We start from the raw sequence: 20,381 nt of genomic DNA on the forward strand, positions 1-20,381 counted from the left end.
CGTCGGGGGTGTGCTCCACCACGGGGCGGATCTGCGGGGATTCCGGTTCGCACGGTGATGCGCCGGCCGTACGCTCCCCGGGGGAAAGCGGGCGGCGTGGAAGGTCGGGGGCAGGCGAGTGGAGGGCGGAGAGATGACGTCGGGCAGCCGACCGGTCCGGGTCCTGGTGGCCGACGACGAGGCCCTGGTCCGGGCGGGCGTACGGGCCATCCTGGCCAGGGACCCGCAGGTCGAGGTGGTCGCCGAGGCCGCGGACGGCCACGAGGCCATCGCTCTCGTACGACGACACCGTCCGGATGTCGTCCTGTTGGACATCCAGATGCCCGGCCTGGACGGTCTGACGGCGGTGACCCGGCTCCACCGGGAACCGGCGCCGGTCGGCGTGATCATGCTGACGACCTTCGGCCAGGACGCGTACGTCACCCGCGCCCTGGAGGAAGGCGCCGACGGTTTCCTGCTGAAGGCGGACGACCCTAGGGAACTGCTCAACGGGGTCCGGGCCGTGGGGGCGGGCGGTGCCTATCTGTCACCGCGGGTCGCCGGGCGGGTGATCGCCGGGATGCGCGCCCACCGGGCGGCCCATCCCCACCGCCCGCTGGAGCGGCTCACGGAACGGGAGCACGAGGTCCTGGCCGGAATCGGGGCGGGGCTGTCCAACGCGGAGATCGCAGGAAGGCTGCATCTTGTCGAGGGCACGGTGAAGGCCCATGTCAGCTCGGTGCTCGCCAAGTTGGGCGTACGCAACCGGGTGGAGGCGGCCATCGCCGCCCATGAAGCGGGCCTGCTCGCCCCGCCGGACCGCCGCTGACCCCGTTCACCACTGGTCCGGATCGCCCTTGGCCCGGCCCGGACCCGCCGTCCCCCTCAGCCGTGCAGCGTCGCGTTGCTGTAGACGTACAGGCCGATCACCCCGACGACGCAGATGACGATCACCCACGAGCCGAGCCCGGTGTGCCGCCCCCTGCCCTTGCGGCGCGCGGTCCTTCCCGGTCGGCGGGACCGGCCGGACCCGGGGGCCGCCCCGCCCCGCGGGACCCGCTCCGCGTCGGACGCCGCCTCGGCCAGCAGGCGGCGGCAGGCTGCGGCGAGTACGGCCGTACCGGCGGAGAGGGGCACCACGGCCTCCGAGCGTGCCGGGGCGGTGGTGCCGCCGTCCAGGATGCGGCCGGCGCGTACGAGGATCTCGTCCCGGCCGCCCGCCGGAGCGAGGCTGATCCAGCGCCGTACGTGCTCGCCCCGGATGACCATCCCCCCGGACCGCTCCCGGTACACGGTGTGCTCACGCCACAGCACGCCCGCCAATTCCGTAGCGGTGTCGCGCAGTTGTGCCCCCACGATTCCTCCCCCTCCGCCTCCCGGCGAATCGAACAAGCATCGCACTCTACTGGCGTGTGCAGATTCTGTGTTCGCGCGGGGGCAGCCGAATCGCGGAGACTCGCTCAGCGCACGGGGAAGCCGAAGGTGTAGCCCTGTTCCCGCAGCCAGGGCAGGACCTCGCGCAGGGCCGCCACGGTCTCGGAGCGTTCGCCGCCCGCGTCGTGGAAGAGGACGGTCGGGCCGCCCGCGATCTCGCGCTTGACGGTGGCGACCATCGTGTCCGCGCCGGGGTGTTCGAAGTCCTTGGTGTCGACGTTCCAGCCGAGCGGCCGCATCCCGTGGGACGCGGCGAGCTGCCGGCTGTACGGGGTGAAGGCACCGCCCGGCGCCCGGTAGTACTGCGAGCGGACGCCCCCGGACGCCTTGGTGATCATGCGCTCGGCGTCCAGGATCTGCTGGGACTGGTAGGCCTCGGACTTGGTGTCCATGGTGGTGTCGTGCGAAACGGTGTGGTTGCACAGCCGGTGGCCGTCCGCCACGACCTTCTTGACCAGGTCCGGGTAGGCCTCGGCCTGGGTGCCCACCATGCAGAAGGTGGCCTTCACGCCTTCGTCCTTCAGCAGGCGCAGCACCTGCGGCGTCCAGACCGGGTCCGGTCCGTCGTCGATGGTGATGTTGACGCCCCGCGGGCCGGCCTCCGAGGCGTGCGCGATCTCCGCCGCCACCTTCTTGACCGGCCGTTCCGCGGCGGCCGCCGCGGAGTCGCCGCCCTTCGACGGCCTGGTGGGGTCGGCCTGGGCGGTCCACACCGAGGCGGCGGCGGCCAGCGCCGTCACGCCGAGCGCCGCCGCGAGGAGCCTGCCGTGCCAGGCCCGTCCCTTGTGCTTCGCCATGTCCGCCCGCCCCTTTTGCCGTGTCCACCCGATGCCGTGCACCCATCCAGACATGCGAACGCCGGGGCGGGATCCCTCGGTTACCGAGCGCGGACATATCTGCGGGCAAGCGGCGACAAACGGCGGTGTTCCGCGACGGGGGGCAGGGGGCGGTGATCAGGGGGCGGGGATCAGGTGTCAGCGGGCGCTGTCCTCCGCGAGCGTGTGCGCCACCAGCGCGTTGGCGTGCCCGTGGCCCAGGCCGTGTTCGGACTTGAGCCAGCCCACCAGGTCCATGTGCTTCGTCAGAGGGGAGGTCCGGATGAGGTCCTTCCACTCGGCGACCGGGCGGCCGTACTTCTTCTCGATCGAAGGGAAGTAACTGGCAGGGCCCTTCACGGCGTTGTCGGTCATGGTGCATCCCGTCTGTTGGGTGGGGGCGGGGCCCGGCGGGCGCCTTCCCCCCGTCCGGTCGGTGTCGCGGTTATGACCGGCGGGGGGCGGCGAAATCATCGGTCGATCAGAGGGCGTTTTTCGTCCGGTCCTCCGGGGCCGGGAGCGTGAACGTCGGCTTCCCCGTCGGGAGTCGGGTCGTGTACGCGCTGATGTACGTGTCCAGGTACGGTGCGCGCTCACCGGCCGTGGGCGTGTCGTCGGACGGGTCGTCCAGCGCCAGGTCGAGCCGTGCGTTCGTGATCCGTACGGTCTGCCGCGACGGAGTGTCGAGCCAGTCGCCGGTCCCGATCGTGCCGATCTCCACGGCCAGCGTGTGGCCCGCGTCCAGGGTCCAGTCGGCCGACTTGAGGTCGAGGGCCGGCCGGTCCGCGTCCAGGCGGGAGACCTGCTCGTCGAACATCACGGCCTTGCCGTCCTCGGCGACGTCGTACAGCTTGACCATCACGTTCCCCTCGCCCTCGGCCGTCATCGAGATCCGCGGGGTGCCGGTGATCCGGGTGGGCCGGTCCAGCGGCCGGGAGCGTACGACGTAGCTCGCTCCGGGCGTCTTGCCGGGCTTCTTCACGGACGCATCGCCGGACGCCTCGCCGGACTTCCCGCTCGCCGAAGGGGCCTTGCCGCTGTCCACGTAGACGCCGTCGCCCAGCGGCACGGTCACCGAACGGTCCGTCTCCGGCCAGGTCTTCTGGGCACGCCAGGCGCCGGTGGAGTCCTGGATCGCGTACGGCGGGTGGGCGGCCGTCGGCTTCTCGCCCTTGAGGTACTGGTCGTAGAACGACATCGTCTCCTCGAACCAGCCCGCCCGGCCCATCTCCAGGCGCCCCTTCTCGTCCTTCTCGTTGCCCCGCACGTGGTCCCACGGGCCGAGCCAACCGCGCTTCGGGCCTTGGTGGTTGGCCAGGAACTCCCTCATCCCCTCCGGCTTCGTGTTCGACTCGGTGAAGCCCTGGGTGAAGAACAGCGGGGTGTCGGTACCCTCGGCCTTCTCCGACTGGTCGCGTTCGGTCCAGTACGGGTCGGCCGGGTCGGCGACGCGGTAGCCGTCCGAGTTCTCCACGAAGCACTCCGGGTGCTTCTTCTCGTAGTCGGCGTTGGCCCGGTAGCGAGCGTCGTCGTCCTTCATCCCGGGCATCGCGGCGATGGCGTTGTACGTGGTGGCGGTGGCGACGGCGTTCGGGCGCGGCACGCCGTTGGAGTGGATGAGGCGGTACGCGTCCCACACGGGCTCCTGGGCCACGACTGCCTTGAGGGCGTCCCGGTCCGCGTTGTTGCCGATGAGGCCCGTGAGCGCGTCGAAGGATTTGCCGTACATCCCCACCGCCCCCGTGGACCACGGGCGGTCCGCGCTCCAGTCGATCGCGGCCTCGACGTCGGCCCGGTCGCCGGGGCCACCGAAGTCCAGGCAGCCGGTGGAGCCGCCGAAGCCGCGCGTGTCCACCATGACGAACGCGTAGCCCTTCTCGAACAGGTCGGTGCCCTTCATGAAGTCCTGGAAGCGTGCCGAGGGGCCGGAGCGTTCGTGGCCCTCGGGGACGATCTCCCCGGCGTGCCCGAAGTACGCGCCCGCCGAGAGGATCACCGGCACCTTCTCGCCCTCGGCCAGGCCCTCCGGCAGCAGGACGTCGGCGTGCAGCTCGGTGTCCGAGCCGTCGGACGAGGGGAAGTAGTGCTGGGTCCAGACCGCTCCCTCGGGGACCCGGTCGTTCTCCCCGTGCGTGACGCCGTCCGTCGCGGTCGCGATGGCCGCCCTGTTCCCGGCCTCCTGCGGGGCCGCGGCGGCGGCGGGGGTCGCCGGGGCGACGAGGGTGACCGTCAGCGCGAGGGCGGTGACGAGTCCGGCGGCGGCCAGCTGGGCCGCCCGGTTCGTGGGTCGGGACGTCGTTCGGCGGGGCTTCACGTGTTCCTCCCGGATGGGGGTGGGGTGGGGTAGGTATCGGAGGGGGGTGGGGTGAGCGGGCCGGAGCCGTGGCAGGGTCCCGCTTCAGCGGGCCGCCGGCCCTTCCGCCCTCTTGAGCCGCTTCGCCGAACTGCGGCCCGCCCAGAGGACGACGAGCAGGCCGACGGCCAGCAGCGGATAGCCCATGGCGAGCTTCGCGAAGGCCAGCCAGCCGGTCCGGTCCTCGTCGTACAGCCACTGCTGGACGACGAACCGGGCGGCGAAGACGGCGGTCAGGGTGAGCGTGGCGATGTCGTAGGCGCGCCGCGAGGGCTTGTCCCGCAGCCAGGCCGTACCGGTCCCGTTGAGCGCGCCCCAGACGATTCCGGCCAGCGGCCTGCGTACCGCGACCGAGAGCAGGAAGACCGCGGCCAGCGCGAGGTTGGACCAGATGCCCAGCAGGAAGTAGCCCTTGGCCGAGCCCGTCTTCCAGGCGACGAACGCGGCGACCGCGACGCCGAACAGGCCGGACAGGGCGGGCTGCAGGGGCTCCCTGCGGACCAGGCGCAGCACGGTGATCGCGAGGCCGGCGGCGAGGGCGGTGACGATGGCGCCCGTCAGGCCGAACGCCGCGTTGGCGATGACGAAGGCGGTGACCGGCACCATGGTGTACACCAGGCCGGCCGGTCCGCCCAGCTGCTCCAGCGTGGTCTGCCGCTTTCCGTGCCTTCCCTGCGTGCTGCCCGGTTCCTGCGCGTCGGGCCCGGTGCGGGAGGGGTGTACGGATGCCGTCATGGTGCGAGATCAACTCCCCTGTCGTCGCCCGGCGATGCGGTGGTCCCCATCGCTCCGGCGGTCTCCGTGATCGTGTGCGTAACTCCGTAACTCCAACCTGCCCGGGTCCGGGCGTCCGGCGGGATGCCGACTGTCATGGATCCATATGACGGATGTCATGGGCACCGCCAGGCCGACGCCCGGCGCCCTGTAGGCGATGCCCGGCGCCCGGGTATTCGTGTGCCTGTTCGCATCGGCTGCGGCATGCTGTCCCGGTGTACGAGAGCCATATGACCGTGCTGTGCGAGGGCGACGAACTGCGCAGGCTGGAGCGCTGGGCCGCCCTCCGGCCCGAGGTGAAGTTCACGCACATCTCGCTGGCGCGGGGCCGCACCGCCTCCCAGCCGATGCTGACGCTGCGCGGGAGCCGGCCGTCCTACGAGGACGAGCTCGCCGCCGTCCGCGAAACGAGGGCGGCGCTGGCCGGGGACGGGTTCGCCGTGGCGCGCGTGAAGGTCGAGTGCGCGCCGTGGGCGGCGGAGGTGCCGCGCGAGGACGCCGATGTCGTGGGAAGTGAACATCCGCACGGCCGACGGCACTTCGAGCACCACGTGAAGCTCCTGCTCGACGAGGCGGACGGAGACGCGGCGGACGGGAGGCGGGCCGACCTCGTCGCGGTGGCCGTACGGCACGGGGCGCACGTCTCGTGGAACGCGCGCCGCGTACGCGCGGACGGCCGGGAGGAGCGCTTCGTCACCCAGCGCTGCCACCGGACGGGTGACCGGCGGGCCGCACTGGCGCTGGACGCGCTGCTCACGGAGCTGGCCGCGCACGGATACGACGTGGTCGACGTGGAGCGGGAGTACGTGCTCCTGGACAGCGGTCCGGAGCTGGACGAAGGATGGTTGGAAGCGACATGAGCAGCGAACAGCGCCCGCCCTCTCCCACGGTGGTGTCGGCGGCCGGCCCCGTGCACCCCTCCGCCGGGCCGGCCGCACGGCGCCGCTTCCTGGACGCCGTGCCGGGGACGATGGTGCGGGTGATGGACGACGACGCCGTGCAGCGCACCGTCTTCGACCCCGCGCTCAAGCAGTTCCCGAACGCCTTCCGCACCGCCGACCCCGTCTTCCCCTCCCCCGCGGCCACCCGGGCCTGGCAGCGGGCCCGGGCCGCGGTGCTCGCCGCCGTGCGGGACGGCGTGGCCGGCTCCCCGTGGGCCGAGGCGCTGGTGGTGCGCGGGAGCGTGCTCATGGCTCTGTGGTTCGGCGAGGAGGCGCGCGAGCCGGGTGACCTGGACTTCGTGGTCGCCCCCGCGTCGTGGCGGATGGAGGAGGGGCGGACCTCGGAGCTGCTGGCCGGGGTCGCGGCCGCCGCCGAGGCGCAGGCCGCGCGGGGCGCCCACGGGGTGCTGCTCCGCGCCTCCGGGGCCGTGTGCGAGGACATCTGGACGTACGAGCGGGTGCCGGGCCGCCGCATGATGCTGCCCTGGGAGGCCCCCGGTACCCCGGGCGGCTGGGTGCAGCTGGACTTCGTCTTCGGCGAGCAGCTGCCCGAGCCGCCCGAGCGGGTCGTCCTGCCGTCCGGCGCGGTCCTGTACGGGGCGACGCCCGCGCTGTCCCTGGCCTGGAAGGTGATGTGGCTGATCAACGACAGGTACGCCCAGGGCAAGGACCTCTACGACGCGACCCTGCTCGCGGAGCGGCACCCGCTCCCCTTCGACCTGCTCCAGGAGGTGTTCCGGCTGGGCGGGGAGTGGCCGGAGACCGGACGGACGCGGGTGGGACGGAAGGACCTGGACGAGGCGCTGGGCCACGTCGAGTGGCATCACTTCGCCGGGGAGTACCCGGCCTTCGAGGGCCGGGGGGAGGAGTTCGCCGGGCGGCTGCGGGCGGCGCTGGCCCCGACCTTCGTCGGCGAACCCGGGTGACCCGACCCGGCGGGGCCACCGGAGGGTGACTCCGTTCTTTGCCCACTCTTTACCCTCATCGCGGCCGAAGCCGGGATGTCCACGCGGCCCGGACGTGTTGGCCCCGGGTGGACACCCCCCGCTACGGACAGGACACCGACGTGACAGACACGACGACAGCAGACGCGACAACGGCGAACACGACGGGCGCGGCGGACGTCGTGAGCGCCGCCGACCGCGCCGCGAACGCCCTCTCCCGGCCGTTCTCGGTACGCGGGCTCACCGCCCGGAACCGGATCGCGATGGCGCCCATGACCCGGCAGTTCTCCCCGGACGGCGTTCCGGGGCAGGACGTGGCCGACTACTACACCCGCCGCGCCGCCGCCGACGTCGGGCTGATCATCACCGAGGGCACCTACGTCGACCACGAGTCCGCCGGCACCAGCGACCGGGTCCCGCGCTTCCACGGCGAGGCCGCGCTCGCGGGTTGGGCCGACGTGGCGGACTCCGTGCACCGGGCGGGCGGCGCGATCATCCCGCAGCTGTGGCACGTCGGCGTCACCCGCACCGAGGGCGCCGGGCCCGTCCCGGACGCCGAGCCGGTCGGACCCTCGGGGGTCTCCCTGAGCGGCGAGCCCAAGGGCCGCGCCATGACGCAGAAGGACCTCGACGACGTCATCGCCGCCTTCGCCGACGCGGCGGCCGCCGCCGAGCGCCTCGGCTTCGACGGCGCCGAACTGCACGGCGCCCACGGCTACTTGATCGACCAGTTCCTGTGGTCCGGCAGCAACCGGCGTACCGACGCCTACGGCGGTGACCTGGTCGCCCGCACCCGGTTCGCAGCCGAGATCGTGGCCGCCTGCCGCGCGGCCGTGTCCGACGCCTTCCCCCTCTTCTTCCGGATGTCCCAGTGGAAGTCGGACAACTACGAGGCGAAGCTCGCCGAGACCCCGCAGGAGCTGGACGCCCTCCTGACGCCGCTGGCCGAGGCCGGTGTCGACGTCTTCCACGCGTCCACCCGCCGCTACTGGCTGCCGGAGTTCGAGGACTCCGACCTGAACCTGGCCGGGTGGGTGAAGAAGATCAGCGGCCGGCCGACCCTCACCGTCGGCTCGGTCGGCCTGGACGGCGACTTCTTCAGCGCCTTCCAGGGCAACGACTCCAGCGTCACCGGCATCGAGCAGTTGCTGGACCGGATGGAGCGCGACGAGTTCGACATGGTCGCCGTCGGGCGGGCGCTCATCGCCGACCCCGAGTGGGCGGCGAAGACCCTGCGCGGGCGCACCGCCGAGATCACCCCGTTCGCCGCGGAGATGCTGAAGACGCTGCACTGACGACCCCTGACCGGCGTGTTCCCACCCCCTGTTCGCCGCCGCCGGAAGCTCCGCGCGGATCGCGGCGATCAGGGCGCGGCTCGCCTCGTGGGCGGCGGCGCCGGCAGGCCCAGCAGCGCCCGCACCTCGCGCACCGCGTCCTCGGCGCCCTCCCGGCCGCCCCGGTCCCCGAGGTCGAACGCCTCCGTGAACGCCGGTGCGCCCAGGACCGCCCGTGCCGCCGCCGTGACGCGGTCGACGTCACCGCGTTCGGCGGGCGGCAGCGGGGCGCCGACCCGGCGGCGGGCGGCAGCGGCGGCGCCGAGGAGGCGGGCCGCGCAGACGGCGGCGGGCCGGTCCGCCGTCCGGGCCGCCGCCCCGGCCAGGCCCTCCAGAGACAGGGCCAGGGCGCGCGGCTCGGCGAGGACGCGGGCGATGTCCAGGCCGCGCAGATGGTGCGCGGCGGCGGGGCCCGCCTCGCCCCGGAGCTCGGCGACGAAACCGAGCTCCGCGCACAGCAGGTGATCCCCCGCCCGGGACGACACGGCGGCGAACCCGTCGCGGAGGCGCAGGAGGTGCGCCTCGGCGGCGTCGAGGTCACCGGAGCGGCGGGCGCCCAGGGCGAGGCCCATCCCGGAGTGGATCTCGCCGTACGTGTAGCACTGCTCGGCGGCGATACGCCGGGCCCGCTCGTGCAGATCGCGGGCCCGGTCCCAGTCCCGGGCGAGCAGCGCCAGCCGGCCGAGTCCGGAGAGCCGGGCCGACACCTCCGCCTCCAGACCCAGTTCCCGGGCCATCCGCAGCCCTTCGAGCTGGCGCTGCTCGGCCTCCTCGTACGCGCCCTTGATCTCGGCGAGCGCGGCGAGCGGGGAGACCGTCTGCAACTCGCCCCAGCGATCACCCAGTTCACGGAAGAGCGCGGCGCTGCGCCGCCCGTCGCGGCCGAGTCCTTCGAGGTCCCCGCCGGTCAGGGCGAGCGTCGACCGCAGGCCGAGGGCGGCCGCAGTGCCCCACGGGTCGTCCTCGGCGGCGAAGAGGGCGAGCGCGCGGGCGTTCAGCGCCTCGGCCCCGGCCGCGTCGCCCGCGCTGAACAGGCCGTACGCGCAGAGCCACAGCGCACGGGCGCGCCGCACGGGGTCGGGGACGGCTTCGGCGACGGCCGCGATCCCTGCCCCTGCCTCGCCCTCGGCCCAGGCGGATTCGCCTGTCAGCAGGGCGAACGCCCGGTGCACGAGCGTGAGTTCGGCCGCATCGGCACATCCTCCGGGTACGGCCGCCAGGACCGCGTGCAGGCTCCGGCGGGCCTCCGTGAGGCGGCCCCGCAGCAGCCACCACCAGGCGAGCGCCGTCGCCGACCGCACGGCCTCGTCCACCGCCCCCGGGGAGTCCGGCGCGCGGCGCACCGCCTCGTCGAGGGCGGCCCGCAGATTCCCCGCCTCGGCGTCGAGCCGGTCCAGCCAGCGGGGTTGTTCCGCGCCGCGCAGACGGGGTTCGGCGCGTTCGGCGAGGGCGAGGTAGTGGCGCAGGTGGCGTCCGCGTACGGCCGCGAGGCCCTCCGTCGCCCGCAGGCGCTCCGTCGCGTACGCGGCGACGGACTCCAGGAGCCGGTAGCGGGGCCCGTCGGCACCGTTCACCACGACCACGAGGGACCGGTCGACGAGCCGCCCGACGAGATCGAGGACGTCCTCCCGCGCGACGCCGTCACCCGCGCACACCGCCTCGGCCGCCGCGAGATCGCAGCCGTCACGGTGGACGGCGAGGCGGCGCAGAACGACGCGCTCGGGTGCGCCGAGCAGCTCCCAGCTCCAGTCGATCATCGCCCGCAGGGTCTGCTGACGGGCCGGGGCGCCCCGCTGTCCGGTGGTCAGGACCCGGAAGCGGTCACCCAGCCGCTCCGCCAACTCCCGTACACCCAGAGCCCTTACGCGGGTGGCGGCGAGCTCCAGCGCCAGCGGGATGCCGTCGAGGCGGCGGCAGATCTCGGCGACGGCCTCGCGCTCGGGCCCGTCCGGGTCGCGGGGGAAACCGGGGGCCGAGGCCCCGGCCCGTTCCACGAAGAGCCGGGCGGCCTCGGCGGGCGGCAGCGGGTCGACGAGGAACACCGCCTCGCCCGCCAGGCCGAGGGGCTCCTGGCCGGTGGCGAGGATGCGCAGGCCGGGGGCCGTGCGCAGCAGCAGTTCGGCGAGTCGGGCGGCGGCGTCCACGACGTGCTCGCAGTTGTCCAGGACCAGCAGGGTCCGGCGGTCGCGCAGGACGGCGGCCAGCCGATGCGGCAGCGAAAGGCCCCCGGAACCGCTGCCGGTACCTGCACCGCCTCCGGCCCCGGCCCCGGCTCCCGCGCCCGGCACGGCGCTCGGGGCGTCGTCCCTGATCCCGAGGGTGGCGGCGACGAGCTGGGCGAGGTCGGCGGGCGTCCCCGTACGGGCACCCGCGAACTCCACGATCCAGACGCCTTCGCCCGGCCCGCCGCCGTCCCCCGAACCGTCTCGTCCTTGTTCGTCCCTCTCCGCGGTGGCGGCGGCGACCGCCAGCCGGGTCTTGCCGACCCCGCCGGGCCCGGTGAGGGTCACCAGCCGCTCGCGGGACAGGAGTTCGGCGATCCGGGCGAGGGCATCGCGACGCCCGACGAGGGGCGTGAGAGGCAGCGGAAGGTTCCCCCGAGGAGTCCGAGGGACCGGAGGGACCGGAGGAACCGGAGGAACCGGAGGAACCGGAGGAACCGAAGCCACCCCGGGGACCGGAGCCACCCGAGGAACCGAAGTAATCCGAGGGACCGGAGCTACAGAAGGAACGGAGGGCATCAACACCGGATCCTGCCGGAGCAACGCCCGGTGCAGAGCAGCGAGTTCGGGGCCGGGGTCGACACCCAGCTCCTCGACCAGGCGGCCCCGGAGGTCCTCGTACGACGCGAGGGCCTCGCTCTGGCGCCCCGCCGAGTAGAGCGCCCGTATCCGGACCGCGCGCAGCCGCTCCCGCAGCGGATGCCGGGCCACGAGATCGGCCAGCTCGCCGGCGAGCAGCACATGGTCACCCGCCTCCCAGCGGGCCTCCGCCTGCTCCTCCAGCACGGACAGCCGCTGCTCGTCGAGGCGTTGGGCGGCCTCCCGGGCGAACGGGGCGTCGGCGAAGTCGGCGTAAGCGGGCCCCCGCCACAACGCGACCGCCTGGGTGAGCAGTTCGGCCCGGGTGCCGGGATCCCGTACGGGGCGGGCTTCCGTCACCAGGACCCGGAAGCGGTCGGCGTCCACCTCGTCCGTACCGCGTTCCAGCCGCAGCCGGTAGCCCGGGGGCTGCCGCACCACCCGGTCGCGGCCGAGCACCCGGCGCAGTTGGGAGACCTTGGCCTGGAGCGCGCCCGCCGGGTTCGCGGGCGGCGCGTCGCCCCACAGGTCGTGGATGAGCCGGTCGGCGGAGACCGGGCCGCCGTCGTGGGCGATGAGGTCGGCCAGCAGCGCCCGGACCTTGCGCTCGGGGACGGTGACGCCGTTCCCCTCGCCGTCCTCGACCACCAGTGACCCGAGCACCCCAAACCGCATACGCGCCACCGTACATGCGAGGAAAACGCTGGTCGCGGGCGTTCCCGAAGAACTCCCGAAGGTTTCCCGAAGCCCTCCGGCGCACTGTCGTGCCCGCCCGGAGAAGCCGACCACGTACCGGGGGACCAGGAGCCGACTCCATGAGCACCGCACCCGACACCACCACCGACACCTCCTCCGCGAAACCCGATCCCCGCGGCGGGCAGGCGCGGCGGAAACTCCCGCTGCTCGCCCTGCTGGCCCTCGCCACCGCCGTCTTCATCACCAGCCTCACCGAGACCCTCCCGGCGGGTCTGCTCCCCGCGATGAGCGCGGATCTCGGGGTGAGCGAGTCCGCGACCGGGCAGACGGTCACGGTCTACGCGATCGGCACAGCCCTCACCGCCATCCCGCTGACGGCGGCCACCGCCGCCTGGCGGCGCAAGCGGCTGCTGCTCGCCGCCATGGGCGGCTTCGCCCTCGCCAACACCGTCACCGCCCTGTCGTCCGTGTACGAACTGACGATGGCGGCGCGGTTCGTCGCCGGGGTCGCGGCCGGTCTTGCCTGGGCGCTGCTCGCCGGGTACGCGCGGCGGATGGCCCCCGTGCACCTCCAGGGCAAGGCGATGGCCGTCGCCATGGCCGGTATCCCCGTCGCGCTCTCCCTCGGTGTGCCCGCCGGTACCTTCCTCGGCGACTGGCTCGGCTGGCGCGCGGCGTTCCTGTCGATGACCGTGCTCACGGTCGTGCTCCTGGGGTGGATTCTCGCGGCCGTGCCCGACTTCCCCGGCCAGAAGCGCGGCGAGCGGCCGAAGCTGCTGCGCACCCTGACCGTCCCGGGGGTCTCCCCGGTCCTCTTCGTCACGCTGGTCCTCGTGCTGGCGCACACCATCCTGTACGCGTACATCGCCACGTTCCTGAAGGACCTGGGCCTGGGCGGCTCCACCGGCCTGATCCTGCTGGTCTTCGGCGCCGCCTCGCTGGCGAGCATCTGGATCGTCGGCGCGCAGATCAACCGCCGGCTGCGCGGCCTCACCGTGGGCGGCGTCCTGCTGGTCGCCGTCGCCTCGCTGCTCCTGGCCGTCGTCTCCGACACCACCGCCCTCGTCTACGGGGCCGCCGTGCTGTGGGGTCTGGGCTGGGGCGGTGTGCCCACCCTGCTGCAGACCGCCGTGGGTGACGCGGGCGGCGAGTCCGCCGACGCGGCGCAGGCGATGCTCGTCACGCTCTGGAACGTCGCGATGGCGGGTGGCGGCATCGCCGGGGGCATCCTGCTCGACACGCTCGGCAGCGCGTCCTTCCCGTGGGCGGTCCTGCTGCTCCTGCTGCCGGTGCTCGCGGTCGTGCTCCACGCCCGGAGGGCCGGTTTTCCCGCCCGCCGGCCGGTGGCGGAGGCCGGGGCGGGGTCAGACGCCCTCGACGACGGGGCCGGCCCGTGATCAGGCCCCCCGGTGGCCGGGGCCCGGGGACGCGGGGATCACATCGGTCAGTCCGTCACCGTGAGGGGGCCGTACGCGTCGGGGCGGCGGGTGGTCAGGAACGGGAACAGCTCCAGCCAGTCGCGGCGGGCGTCCAGGTCGAGGTCGGCGACGAGGACGGCGGGCTCGTCGCGGGGGGCCTGGGCCAGGACGCGGCCGTACGGGTCCACGATGAACGAGCTGCCGTAGAAGGTGAGGCCGTTCTCGGCGCCGATGCGGTTCGGGACGACCATGAAGGTGGCGTTGGCGATGGCGTTGCCGGTGATCACCTTCTGCCAGAGCGGCTGGGAGTCGAAGCCGGGGAAGCCGGGCTCGGAGCCGATGGCGGTCGGGTAGACGAGGACATCGGCCCCGGCCAGCGAGTAGGCGCGGGCCAGCTCGGGGAACCACTGGTCCCAGCAGGTCGGCAGGCCGAACCGGGCCTCGTCGACCTCGACCAGCGGGAAGGCGTCGTCGCCCGCGGGGCCGGCCCGGAACCAGTCGTCCTCGTAATAGCCCTCGGTCACCGGGATGTGGGTCTTGCGGGTGCGCTGGGCGAGGGTGCCGTCGGGGGCGACCAGGATCGCGGTGTTGTAGCCGAGGCCGTCGTCCTCGCCGCCGGGCGCCGGGGCCCTCTCGTACAGGGAGGCGTGGACGTACACCCCGTGCTCACGGGCGGCCTCGGCCGCGAACGTGAAGGTGGGGCCCGTCAGCAGTTCCTCCGGGGCGGCCGGCTCGGGGTGGTCGGCGCGGCGGGCGACCGCGAAGTACGGCGAGAGCGTCAGCTCCTGGAGGCAGACCACCCGGGCGCCCTCCGCCGCCGCGAGCCGGATGCCCTCCAGCAGGGCGGCGCGGTGCTCGGCCGGGTCGCGGTGCCAGCGCTGCTGGACGGCCGCGACGCGCAGGGGGGCGCGCTCGGCGGGCCGGGTCCGGGTCGGGGAGGCGGGCGGGTTGTACGCGGTGATCAGACGCATGACCAGTTCCAGGGGGCGTGGGGAGGGGCGAGGGGACGAGGGCGCGGAAGCCTGCCGGAACGTTCCGGCAACGGATCGAATCTAACTCTGCCGGAACGTTCCGGCAACCCTTCGGCCCGCTCCTCCCCCGCCGTCTAGACTTCACCCCCGTGACCTCCCGGACCGTGACCCTGCTCGACGTAGCCCGTGCCGCCGGGGTCTCCAAGAGCACCGTGTCGGACGCACTCCAGGGCTCGGGCCGGGTCGCCGAGGCCACCCGGGACCGGGTCCGCGCGGTGGCGGAGGAGCTCGGCTACCGACCCAACAGCGCCGCCCGGCGGCTGCGCCGCGCCAGCACCGGGGCCGTCGGCCTGCATCTGCCGGCCACCGCGACCCGGCTGGACTACTACATGAACCTCGCCTTCGGGGCGGTCGAGCGGGCCCAGGAGGACGGGCTCGACATGGTGCTGCTGGCGCCGTCGGGGGCGGCGGGCGGGCGGATCGCCTCGCGCGTCGACGGGCTGCTGGTGATCGACCCCGAGGCGGGCGACAGCGCGGTGCCGGGGCTGCTCGACGCGGGCGTCCCGGTGGTGACCGGCGAGCGCTACCTCGGCCCGTCCGCCGGTCCCAGCGCCGCGGTGGTCTGCGACAACGCCGCCTCGCTGACCGCCCTCCTCGACCATGTCACCGAGCGCGGCGCCCGCCGCCCCGCCGTCCTCGCCCCGTCCGGCTCCTCCGCCTGGGCGACCGCCCTGCGCGCGACGGCCCGGTCCTGGGGGCTGGCCCACGGGGTGGAGGTGGCGCTGCGCACCATGCCGTTCGCGGCGACCCCGGCCGAGGCCGAGGAGACCACCCGGGCCCTGCTCACCGCCGACCCCGCGGTCGACGCCGTGATCTGCGCCCCCGACGGCTCGGCCCCGGGCGTCCTGCGCGCGGCGACCGCCCTCGGCCGGGAGGTCGGCACCATGGGCGGAGGCGGCGGGACGGGCGGAAGCAACGGGAGGGGCGGCGGCACACCCCCAGAGCCCGGCACCATCGCGCGGCCCGGCCCCGGCCTGCTCGTCGCGGCCTGCGTCGACGGCCCCGCCACCCGGGGCGCCGAACCGCCCGTCACCGCCGTGGACCTGCGCCCCGCCGCGTACGGCCGCGCCTGCGCCGAGCTGCTCTGCGACATCCTCGCGGACCGCGCCGCCCCCGACACCGTCCGCCGCCACGCCTGGTCCCTGGAGACCCGCGCGTCCACCGGTTCGCCGGGCTGACCCACCCCGCACACCGGGCCGGGACCTACAAGCGCCCCCGAGCCCAACTCCGTACCGCATGACGGGAGTCGGGCCGGAACCCCCTCCTCCACATCTCCGCAACGTGAACATTCTGCGTCAAGTGGCAACGGGCGTGGCGGCCTTGACTTTTCGTCGCGCGGCCGGTGATAAGATCATCTTACTTCCAGTGGGCTGATGGCGTATGGGGGCATTCCGGGAGGAATGGATTCCTCGGCCCCACCTTCGGAGGGGCACCTCCCGAAGCGGCGCACGGTCGTGGCGAACGAGCCCTGACTGCGTGCCGCCTGACGGGGTGTCAAGCCGTTTCCGCCATGGCACTTGAAGTGAGTCTCATGACATTTGCACAGGGCCCTCTCGTCTGGGCGCTGGTTGTCGTAGCCCTGGTCGCCGTGGGTGCCGTTCTGCGCGCTCGCGCGATCAACGTCAAGCTCCGCAGGAACCACGCCGAGCTGCGCCAGGAGCGCGACGCCCTCCTCCACCAGCGGGACGAACTCCACGTCGTCCACAACACTCTGCTCCAGCGTCAGTCCGCCGAACTCGCGGAGGTCCGCAAGGACGCCGAGGAGGAGACCAAGGCCGTCCTCAAGGCGGCCGTCCGCACCCTTCAGGGCCTCGCCGACGAGCAGCAGGTCGTGATCGAGAAGGCCCAGCGCAAGTACGGGGACGACCCCGGGATCCTCGCCGACCTGATGGCCATGGACCACGCCAACAGCCAGTTCGGCCGGCGGGCCCAGGGCATCGCCGTGCTCTGCGGCGGCTGGCTCGGCCGGCGCGAGACCGTGGCCTCCGTCTTCGACGTGGCCCGCAGCGCCCAGGGCCGTATCCGGCACTTCGACCGGGTCCGGGTCAACGGCCAGGTGAACTTCTCCGTCGTCAGCCGCGCGGTCGAACCGGTCGCCGTGGTCCTCGCCGAGCTGCTCGCCAACGCCACGAACTACTCCGCCCCCGGCACCCCGGTCGAGATCAACATCCAGGCCGTGCCGACGGGCGTCTGCCTCATCGTCGACGACGCCGGTCTCGGCATGGGCCAGGAGGAGAAGGACCGCGCGGCGGCCCTCCTCTCCCCCCAGGCCGCGATCAGCGTCTCCAGCCTCGGTATTCCGCCGCAGTTCGGGTTCGCCGTCTCCGGGATGCTCGCCGCCCGCTACGGCTTCCGGGTCTCGGTGGACTCCGTTTCCCCCTATGGAGGCGTACGCGCGGTGGTCCTCATCCCCGACGAACTGCTCACCACCGAGGCGCCGCCCGCCGCAGCGCCGGCCGAGGCGCCCGAAGCGGCGCTCTCCCCGGCGCCGCAGGTCCGGCAGCCGGACCAGTGGCAGGCCCGGGCCCACTCCCAGGCCCAGCCCCACCCCCAGCACCAGGCGCAGGCCCCGAGCCCGGCCCCCGCGCCGACCCCGCTCTTCCCGCCCGTTCCCCAGCCGGACACCGCCACCCAGCCGCTCGCCCAGATCACCACCACCGCCGGCGGTCTGCCGAAGCGTCGTCGCAAGAGCCCGGTCTCCGCGGTGCCATCGGCCGAAGCGGGACCCGCGCGCAGCAACGAGGAGACCGCGTCGCGGCTCGGCGCCTTCCAGCGCGGCACCCGGTCCGGACGCGACACGACGACGACGGAAGGACCCGAGTTCCAGTGAACCCCGATCTGTCCTGGGTACTCAACGACCTGCTCCAGGTACCCGGCGCCCGGCACGCGATCCTGGTGTCCGCGGACGGCCTGCTGCTCGCCAACTCCAGCGAGATCGGCCGGGACGACGCGGAGACCGTCGCCGCGGCCATGAGCTCCATGCAGTCCCTCAGCCGGGCCGTCGCCCCCTTCATCGGGACCCGTGACCCGGGCAGATGGCGGCAGACGCTCCTGGAGTACGAGGACGGCTGGATCTTCCTGATCGCCGCCGGCACCGGCGCCTACCTCGCCGCCACCGCCGCCGCCGATGTGGACATGGAGGCGATGTCCTTCCGGATGCAGCAGCAGGTCACCGCACTGGGCAAGGCGATGACCACGCCGCCCCGCCGCACCGCGGACAGCGAGATATGACGGCGCCGGGCGAGGAGCAGCAGGTCAGCAGCGGGTTCGTCCGGTCCTATGTCATCACCGGCGGGCGGGGGCTGCCCGACGCGGAGGATCTCTCCCTCGTCACGCTGGTCACCCTCGCCCCCGAGAGCCAGCCGCCGCCGAACCCGAGCCCCGAGGTCAAGGCGATCTGGGAGCTGTGCTCCGGCGGCTATCTCTCGGTGGCCGAGGTCGCCGGCCACCTCGGCCTGCCGGTCGGGGTGGCCCGTCTCCTGCTCCAGGATTTACACCAGCAGGGACACCTGCTGCGCCGGAAGGCGCCGCCGCCGGCCCAGCTCGTTGACAGGAAGATCCTCGAAGAGGTGTTGCATGGACTCCAAGTCCGGTTCGGCTGAGAGCATCTATGTGCCGGACGCGGTCCAGCGCGCGGCGAAGATCCTCGTCGTCGGGCACTTCGCGGTGGGCAAGACGACGCTGATCGGCACCCTGTCCGAGATCACGCCGCTGCGCACCGAGGAGCGGATGACCCAGGCCGCCGCCCAGGTCGACGATCTGCGGGGGGCGCCCGACAAGACGACGACGACGGTCGCCCTGGACTTCGGCCGGCTCACCCTCAGCGACGAGCTGGTGCTCTACCTGTTCGGTACGCCGGGGCAGCAGCGGTTCGTGGAGCTGTGGGAGGACATGGCGCGCGGTTCGCTGGGCGCGCTGCTCCTGGTCGACCCGGCGCGGCTCGCCGACACGTTCCCGGTCATCGACCTCGTCGAGACGTACGGGCTGGAGTACGCGGTCGCCGTCAACAGCTTCGACCCGTACTCGCAGCACGCCGAGGACGAACTGCGCGAGGCCCTCGACCTGCTGCCGGACACCCCGGTCGTCTTCTGCGACGCCCGGGACCAGAAGTCGTCCGCGCACGCCCTGATCACCTTGGTCCGCCACCTCCTGACGCACGCGACCTGACGCGCACACGGCCCGACGCGCACACCACGTAGACGTATACGAAGCCGGGGCCCCCGACGGCCCCGCGATCACACCGAGGAAGCCGACATGGATCCGCAGCCGGGAGCCACCCCGTACAGCGCCCCCGCCGGGTGCCCCATGCACCAGCAGCAGACGCCGCTGTACGGACCGGAGTTCGCCGCCGATCCGCACCGCTTCTACGACGCGGCACGCACGCACGGCCCCGCCGCACCCGTCGAGCTGGCCCCCGGGGTGGACGCCACGCTGATCGTGCAGCACGAGGCGGCGCTGCGGGTGCTGCAGAACCCGGCGCTGTTCGCCCGGGACTCGCGGCGCTGGGCCGCGCTGCGCGAGGGCGCCGTACCGATGGACAGCCCGGTGCTGCCGATGATGGTCTACCGGCCCAACTGCCTGTTCACCGACGGCGCGGAGCACCTGCGGCTGCGCAAGGCGGTCACCGAGTCGCTGGCCCGGCTGAACAGCAGCCGGGTGAGCCGGGACGTCGAGCGGATCGCCGACTACCTGATCGACCAGTTCATCGAGCGCGGCACCGCCGACCTGCTCAACGAGTACGCCAAGCTGCTGCCGCTGCTGCTGTTCAACCAGCTCTTCGGCTGCCCCGGCGACATCGGCGACCGGCTGACCCGCTCGATGTCGGCGATCTTCGACGGCGAGGACGTGCTCCGCGCCAACGCGGAGCTGACCGAGTGCCTGATGGAACTGGTCTCGCTCAAGCGCCGCCAACCCGGCGAGGACATCACCTCCTGGCTCATCCAGCACCCGGCGGGGCTGCGGGACGAGGAGCTGAAGGACCAGCTGGTGGTGCTGATGGGCGCGGGCGTGGAGCCGGAGCGCAATCTGATCGCCAACGCGCTGCTGCTGATGCTCGCGGGCGAGCAGCCGGGCGCGCCGGAGCGGCGTGGTTCGGGGATGCTCGTCGAGGACGCGCTGGACGACGTCCTGTGGAACAACCCGCCGATCGCCAACTACGCCACGCACTACCCGGTGCGGGACATCGAGCTGGACGGGGTGGTGCTGAAGGCGGAGACGCCCGTGCTGATCAGCTTCGCCGCCGCGAACAGTGACCCGGGGCTCACCGACACCCGCCAGACCCTCAGCAAGGGCGCCCATCTGGCCTGGGGCGCGGGCCCGCACGTGTGCCCCGCCAAGTCGCCCGCGACGCTGATCGCGCTGACCGCGATCGAGAAGATCCTCAACACCGTCCCGGACCTCGCGCTGGCCGTGCCCGCCTCCGGGGTGGCCTGGCGTCCGGGCCCGTTCCACCGGGCCCTGGTCGCCCTGCCCGTACGGTTCACGCCGACGGCCGCGCGGCGGGCGTCGGCCGGGGTGCAGCCGCCGGCGCAGACCTCGGCCCAGCTTCCGGACCCGTACCGGAACTCCCCCTCCGCGGCACCGGCGACACCCCGTCACACACCGGAGTCGGCCAGGAAGCAGAAGGGCTGGTGGAGCTCGTTCCTGGACGTGTTCCGCGTATGACGCACCGCCCCACGCAGACGTGCGGAGGGCCAGGTTCAGCTCTGCACCGCGCCCTCGCGGTTCGGCTGGCCTTCGGGTGAGTCATCCGGGTCGCGCGGGGGCGAAGGCACGCCGGGTCCGCGAGGCGCTCTCCGCCACCCGGCGCTCCCCGGCGGGCGGCAACGGTACGGGCGGGTCACACTCGTAAGAACCCGAGT

General features: G+C 73.5%; 18 protein-coding genes. 11 read left to right on the plus strand and 7 right to left on the minus strand.

The annotated features are described in order from the left end of the window. The first annotated feature begins 133 nt into the window (after positions 1-133). Positions 134-808, plus strand: coding sequence for a response regulator (locus IE134_RS05370; protein ID WP_189429719.1), 675 nt, complete (start codon positions 134-136; stop codon positions 806-808). Between the two features lie 56 nt (positions 809-864). Here the strand turns inward: IE134_RS05370 and IE134_RS05375 are convergent, their stop codons facing one another. The 5 genes from IE134_RS05375 to IE134_RS05395 all read right to left on the minus strand — a co-directional run bounded on the left by IE134_RS05375 (position 865) and on the right by IE134_RS05395 (position 5,316). Further along, complete coding sequence (locus IE134_RS05375; RefSeq protein ID WP_030707042.1) at positions 865-1,293, minus strand: hypothetical protein; 429 nt, start codon at positions 1,291-1,293, stop codon at positions 865-867. Positions 1,294-1,439: 146 nt separating this feature from the next. Further along, positions 1,440-2,210 (minus strand): polysaccharide deacetylase family protein, encoded by a 771-nt coding sequence (locus IE134_RS05380; protein WP_189429720.1) that lies wholly within the window; start codon positions 2,208-2,210, stop codon positions 1,440-1,442. A gap of 177 nt (positions 2,211-2,387) precedes the next feature. After that, complete coding sequence (locus IE134_RS05385) at positions 2,388-2,603, minus strand: DUF4287 domain-containing protein (protein WP_030707046.1); 216 nt, start codon at positions 2,601-2,603, stop codon at positions 2,388-2,390. Between the two features lie 106 nt (positions 2,604-2,709). Further along, positions 2,710-4,542, minus strand: coding sequence for a CocE/NonD family hydrolase (locus IE134_RS05390; RefSeq protein ID WP_189429721.1), 1,833 nt, complete (start codon positions 4,540-4,542; stop codon positions 2,710-2,712). Between the two features lie 84 nt (positions 4,543-4,626). Next, complete coding sequence (locus IE134_RS05395) at positions 4,627-5,316, minus strand: DUF3159 domain-containing protein (RefSeq protein ID WP_189429722.1); 690 nt, start codon at positions 5,314-5,316, stop codon at positions 4,627-4,629. 269 nt (positions 5,317-5,585) lie between these two features. Here IE134_RS05395 and IE134_RS05400 point away from each other — a divergent pair, with 269 nt between their 5' ends. The 3 genes from IE134_RS05400 to IE134_RS05410 all read left to right on the plus strand — a co-directional run bounded on the left by IE134_RS05400 (position 5,586) and on the right by IE134_RS05410 (position 8,535). After that, on the plus strand, positions 5,586-6,215 hold the full coding sequence (locus IE134_RS05400; protein ID WP_189429942.1) for a hypothetical protein: 630 nt from the start codon (positions 5,586-5,588) through the stop codon (positions 6,213-6,215). Then, complete coding sequence (locus IE134_RS05405; protein ID WP_189429723.1) at positions 6,212-7,222, plus strand: nucleotidyl transferase AbiEii/AbiGii toxin family protein; 1,011 nt, start codon at positions 6,212-6,214, stop codon at positions 7,220-7,222. Before IE134_RS05400 ends, IE134_RS05405 begins: the two co-directional genes overlap by 4 nt. Before the next feature lie 200 nt (positions 7,223-7,422). Beyond that, positions 7,423-8,535, plus strand: coding sequence for an NADH:flavin oxidoreductase (locus IE134_RS05410; RefSeq protein ID WP_098017366.1), 1,113 nt, complete (start codon positions 7,423-7,425; stop codon positions 8,533-8,535). A 68-nt stretch (positions 8,536-8,603) separates the two neighbouring features. Here IE134_RS05410 and IE134_RS05415 read toward each other — a convergent pair whose 3' ends face one another. Then, entirely contained in the window at positions 8,604-12,050 is a 3,447-nt protein-coding gene (locus tag IE134_RS05415) for an AfsR/SARP family transcriptional regulator (protein ID WP_189429724.1), read from the minus strand. A gap of 140 nt (positions 12,051-12,190) precedes the next feature. Here IE134_RS05415 and IE134_RS05420 point away from each other — a divergent pair, with 140 nt between their 5' ends. Then, the gene (locus IE134_RS05420; protein ID WP_126931136.1) at positions 12,191-13,468 is read left to right on the plus strand and encodes an MFS transporter; all 1,278 of its coding nucleotides are present in this window, start codon (positions 12,191-12,193) and stop codon (positions 13,466-13,468) included. A gap of 47 nt (positions 13,469-13,515) precedes the next feature. Here the strand turns inward: IE134_RS05420 and IE134_RS05425 are convergent, their stop codons facing one another. Beyond that, positions 13,516-14,460, minus strand: a complete 945-nt coding sequence (locus IE134_RS05425; RefSeq protein ID WP_189429725.1) for a carbon-nitrogen hydrolase — start codon at positions 14,458-14,460, stop codon at positions 13,516-13,518. A gap of 149 nt (positions 14,461-14,609) precedes the next feature. Here IE134_RS05425 and IE134_RS05430 point away from each other — a divergent pair, with 149 nt between their 5' ends. The 6 genes from IE134_RS05430 (at position 14,610) to IE134_RS05455 (ending at position 20,184) form a co-directional block, all read left to right on the plus strand. Next, positions 14,610-15,698 carry a LacI family DNA-binding transcriptional regulator gene (locus IE134_RS05430; RefSeq protein WP_189429727.1) on the plus strand — a complete coding sequence of 363 codons (1,089 nt, stop codon included), beginning with the start codon at positions 14,610-14,612 and terminating at the stop codon, positions 15,696-15,698. Between the two features lie 353 nt (positions 15,699-16,051). Continuing rightward, a complete protein-coding gene (locus IE134_RS05435) occupies positions 16,052-17,350 on the plus strand; it encodes an ATP-binding protein (protein ID WP_030707067.1) in 1,299 nt (432 codons plus the stop codon). Continuing rightward, the gene (locus IE134_RS05440) at positions 17,347-17,751 is read left to right on the plus strand and encodes a roadblock/LC7 domain-containing protein (protein ID WP_010063113.1); all 405 of its coding nucleotides are present in this window, start codon (positions 17,347-17,349) and stop codon (positions 17,749-17,751) included. Before IE134_RS05435 ends, IE134_RS05440 begins: the two co-directional genes overlap by 4 nt. Next, on the plus strand, positions 17,748-18,122 hold the full coding sequence (locus IE134_RS05445) for a DUF742 domain-containing protein (RefSeq protein WP_030707069.1): 375 nt from the start codon (positions 17,748-17,750) through the stop codon (positions 18,120-18,122). Before IE134_RS05440 ends, IE134_RS05445 begins: the two co-directional genes overlap by 4 nt. After that, on the plus strand, positions 18,097-18,687 hold the full coding sequence (locus tag IE134_RS05450; RefSeq protein ID WP_030707071.1) for a GTP-binding protein: 591 nt from the start codon (positions 18,097-18,099) through the stop codon (positions 18,685-18,687). Before IE134_RS05445 ends, IE134_RS05450 begins: the two co-directional genes overlap by 26 nt. Before the next feature lie 87 nt (positions 18,688-18,774). Then, positions 18,775-20,184, plus strand: a complete 1,410-nt coding sequence (locus IE134_RS05455) for a cytochrome P450 family protein (protein WP_098894390.1) — start codon at positions 18,775-18,777, stop codon at positions 20,182-20,184. Positions 20,185-20,381: the final 197 nt, after the last annotated feature.

Origin of the sequence: Streptomyces rubiginosohelvolus (assembly GCF_014649875.1) — a bacterium.
GTDB classification, from domain to species: domain Bacteria; phylum Actinomycetota; class Actinomycetes; order Streptomycetales; family Streptomycetaceae; genus Streptomyces; species Streptomyces rubiginosohelvolus.

What these genes read in the sequence shown, in the direction of transcription:
- IE134_RS05370 (WP_189429719.1), top strand. Translation starts at nt 134, where the DNA reads ATGACGTCGGGCAGCCGACCGGTCCGGGTCCTGGTGGCCGACGACGAG.
- IE134_RS05380 (WP_189429720.1), bottom strand. Translation starts at nt 2,210, where the DNA reads ATGGCGAAGCACAAGGGACGGGCCTGGCACGGCAGGCTCCTCGCGGCG.
- IE134_RS05385 (WP_030707046.1), bottom strand. Translation starts at nt 2,603, where the DNA reads ATGACCGACAACGCCGTGAAGGGCCCTGCCAGTTACTTCCCTTCGATC.
- IE134_RS05395 (WP_189429722.1), bottom strand. Translation starts at nt 5,316, where the DNA reads ATGACGGCATCCGTACACCCCTCCCGCACCGGGCCCGACGCGCAGGAA.
- IE134_RS05400 (WP_189429942.1), top strand. Translation starts at nt 5,586, where the DNA reads ATGACCGTGCTGTGCGAGGGCGACGAACTGCGCAGGCTGGAGCGCTGG.
- IE134_RS05405 (WP_189429723.1), top strand. Translation starts at nt 6,212, where the DNA reads ATGAGCAGCGAACAGCGCCCGCCCTCTCCCACGGTGGTGTCGGCGGCC.
- IE134_RS05415 (WP_189429724.1), bottom strand. Translation starts at nt 12,050, where the DNA reads ATGCGGTTTGGGGTGCTCGGGTCACTGGTGGTCGAGGACGGCGAGGGG.
- IE134_RS05420 (WP_126931136.1), top strand. Translation starts at nt 12,191, where the DNA reads ATGAGCACCGCACCCGACACCACCACCGACACCTCCTCCGCGAAACCC.
- IE134_RS05425 (WP_189429725.1), bottom strand. Translation starts at nt 14,460, where the DNA reads ATGCGTCTGATCACCGCGTACAACCCGCCCGCCTCCCCGACCCGGACC.
- IE134_RS05435 (WP_030707067.1), top strand. Translation starts at nt 16,052, where the DNA reads ATGACATTTGCACAGGGCCCTCTCGTCTGGGCGCTGGTTGTCGTAGCC.
- IE134_RS05445 (WP_030707069.1), top strand. Translation starts at nt 17,748, where the DNA reads ATGACGGCGCCGGGCGAGGAGCAGCAGGTCAGCAGCGGGTTCGTCCGG.
- IE134_RS05450 (WP_030707071.1), top strand. Translation starts at nt 18,097, where the DNA reads ATGGACTCCAAGTCCGGTTCGGCTGAGAGCATCTATGTGCCGGACGCG.
- IE134_RS05455 (WP_098894390.1), top strand. Translation starts at nt 18,775, where the DNA reads ATGGATCCGCAGCCGGGAGCCACCCCGTACAGCGCCCCCGCCGGGTGC.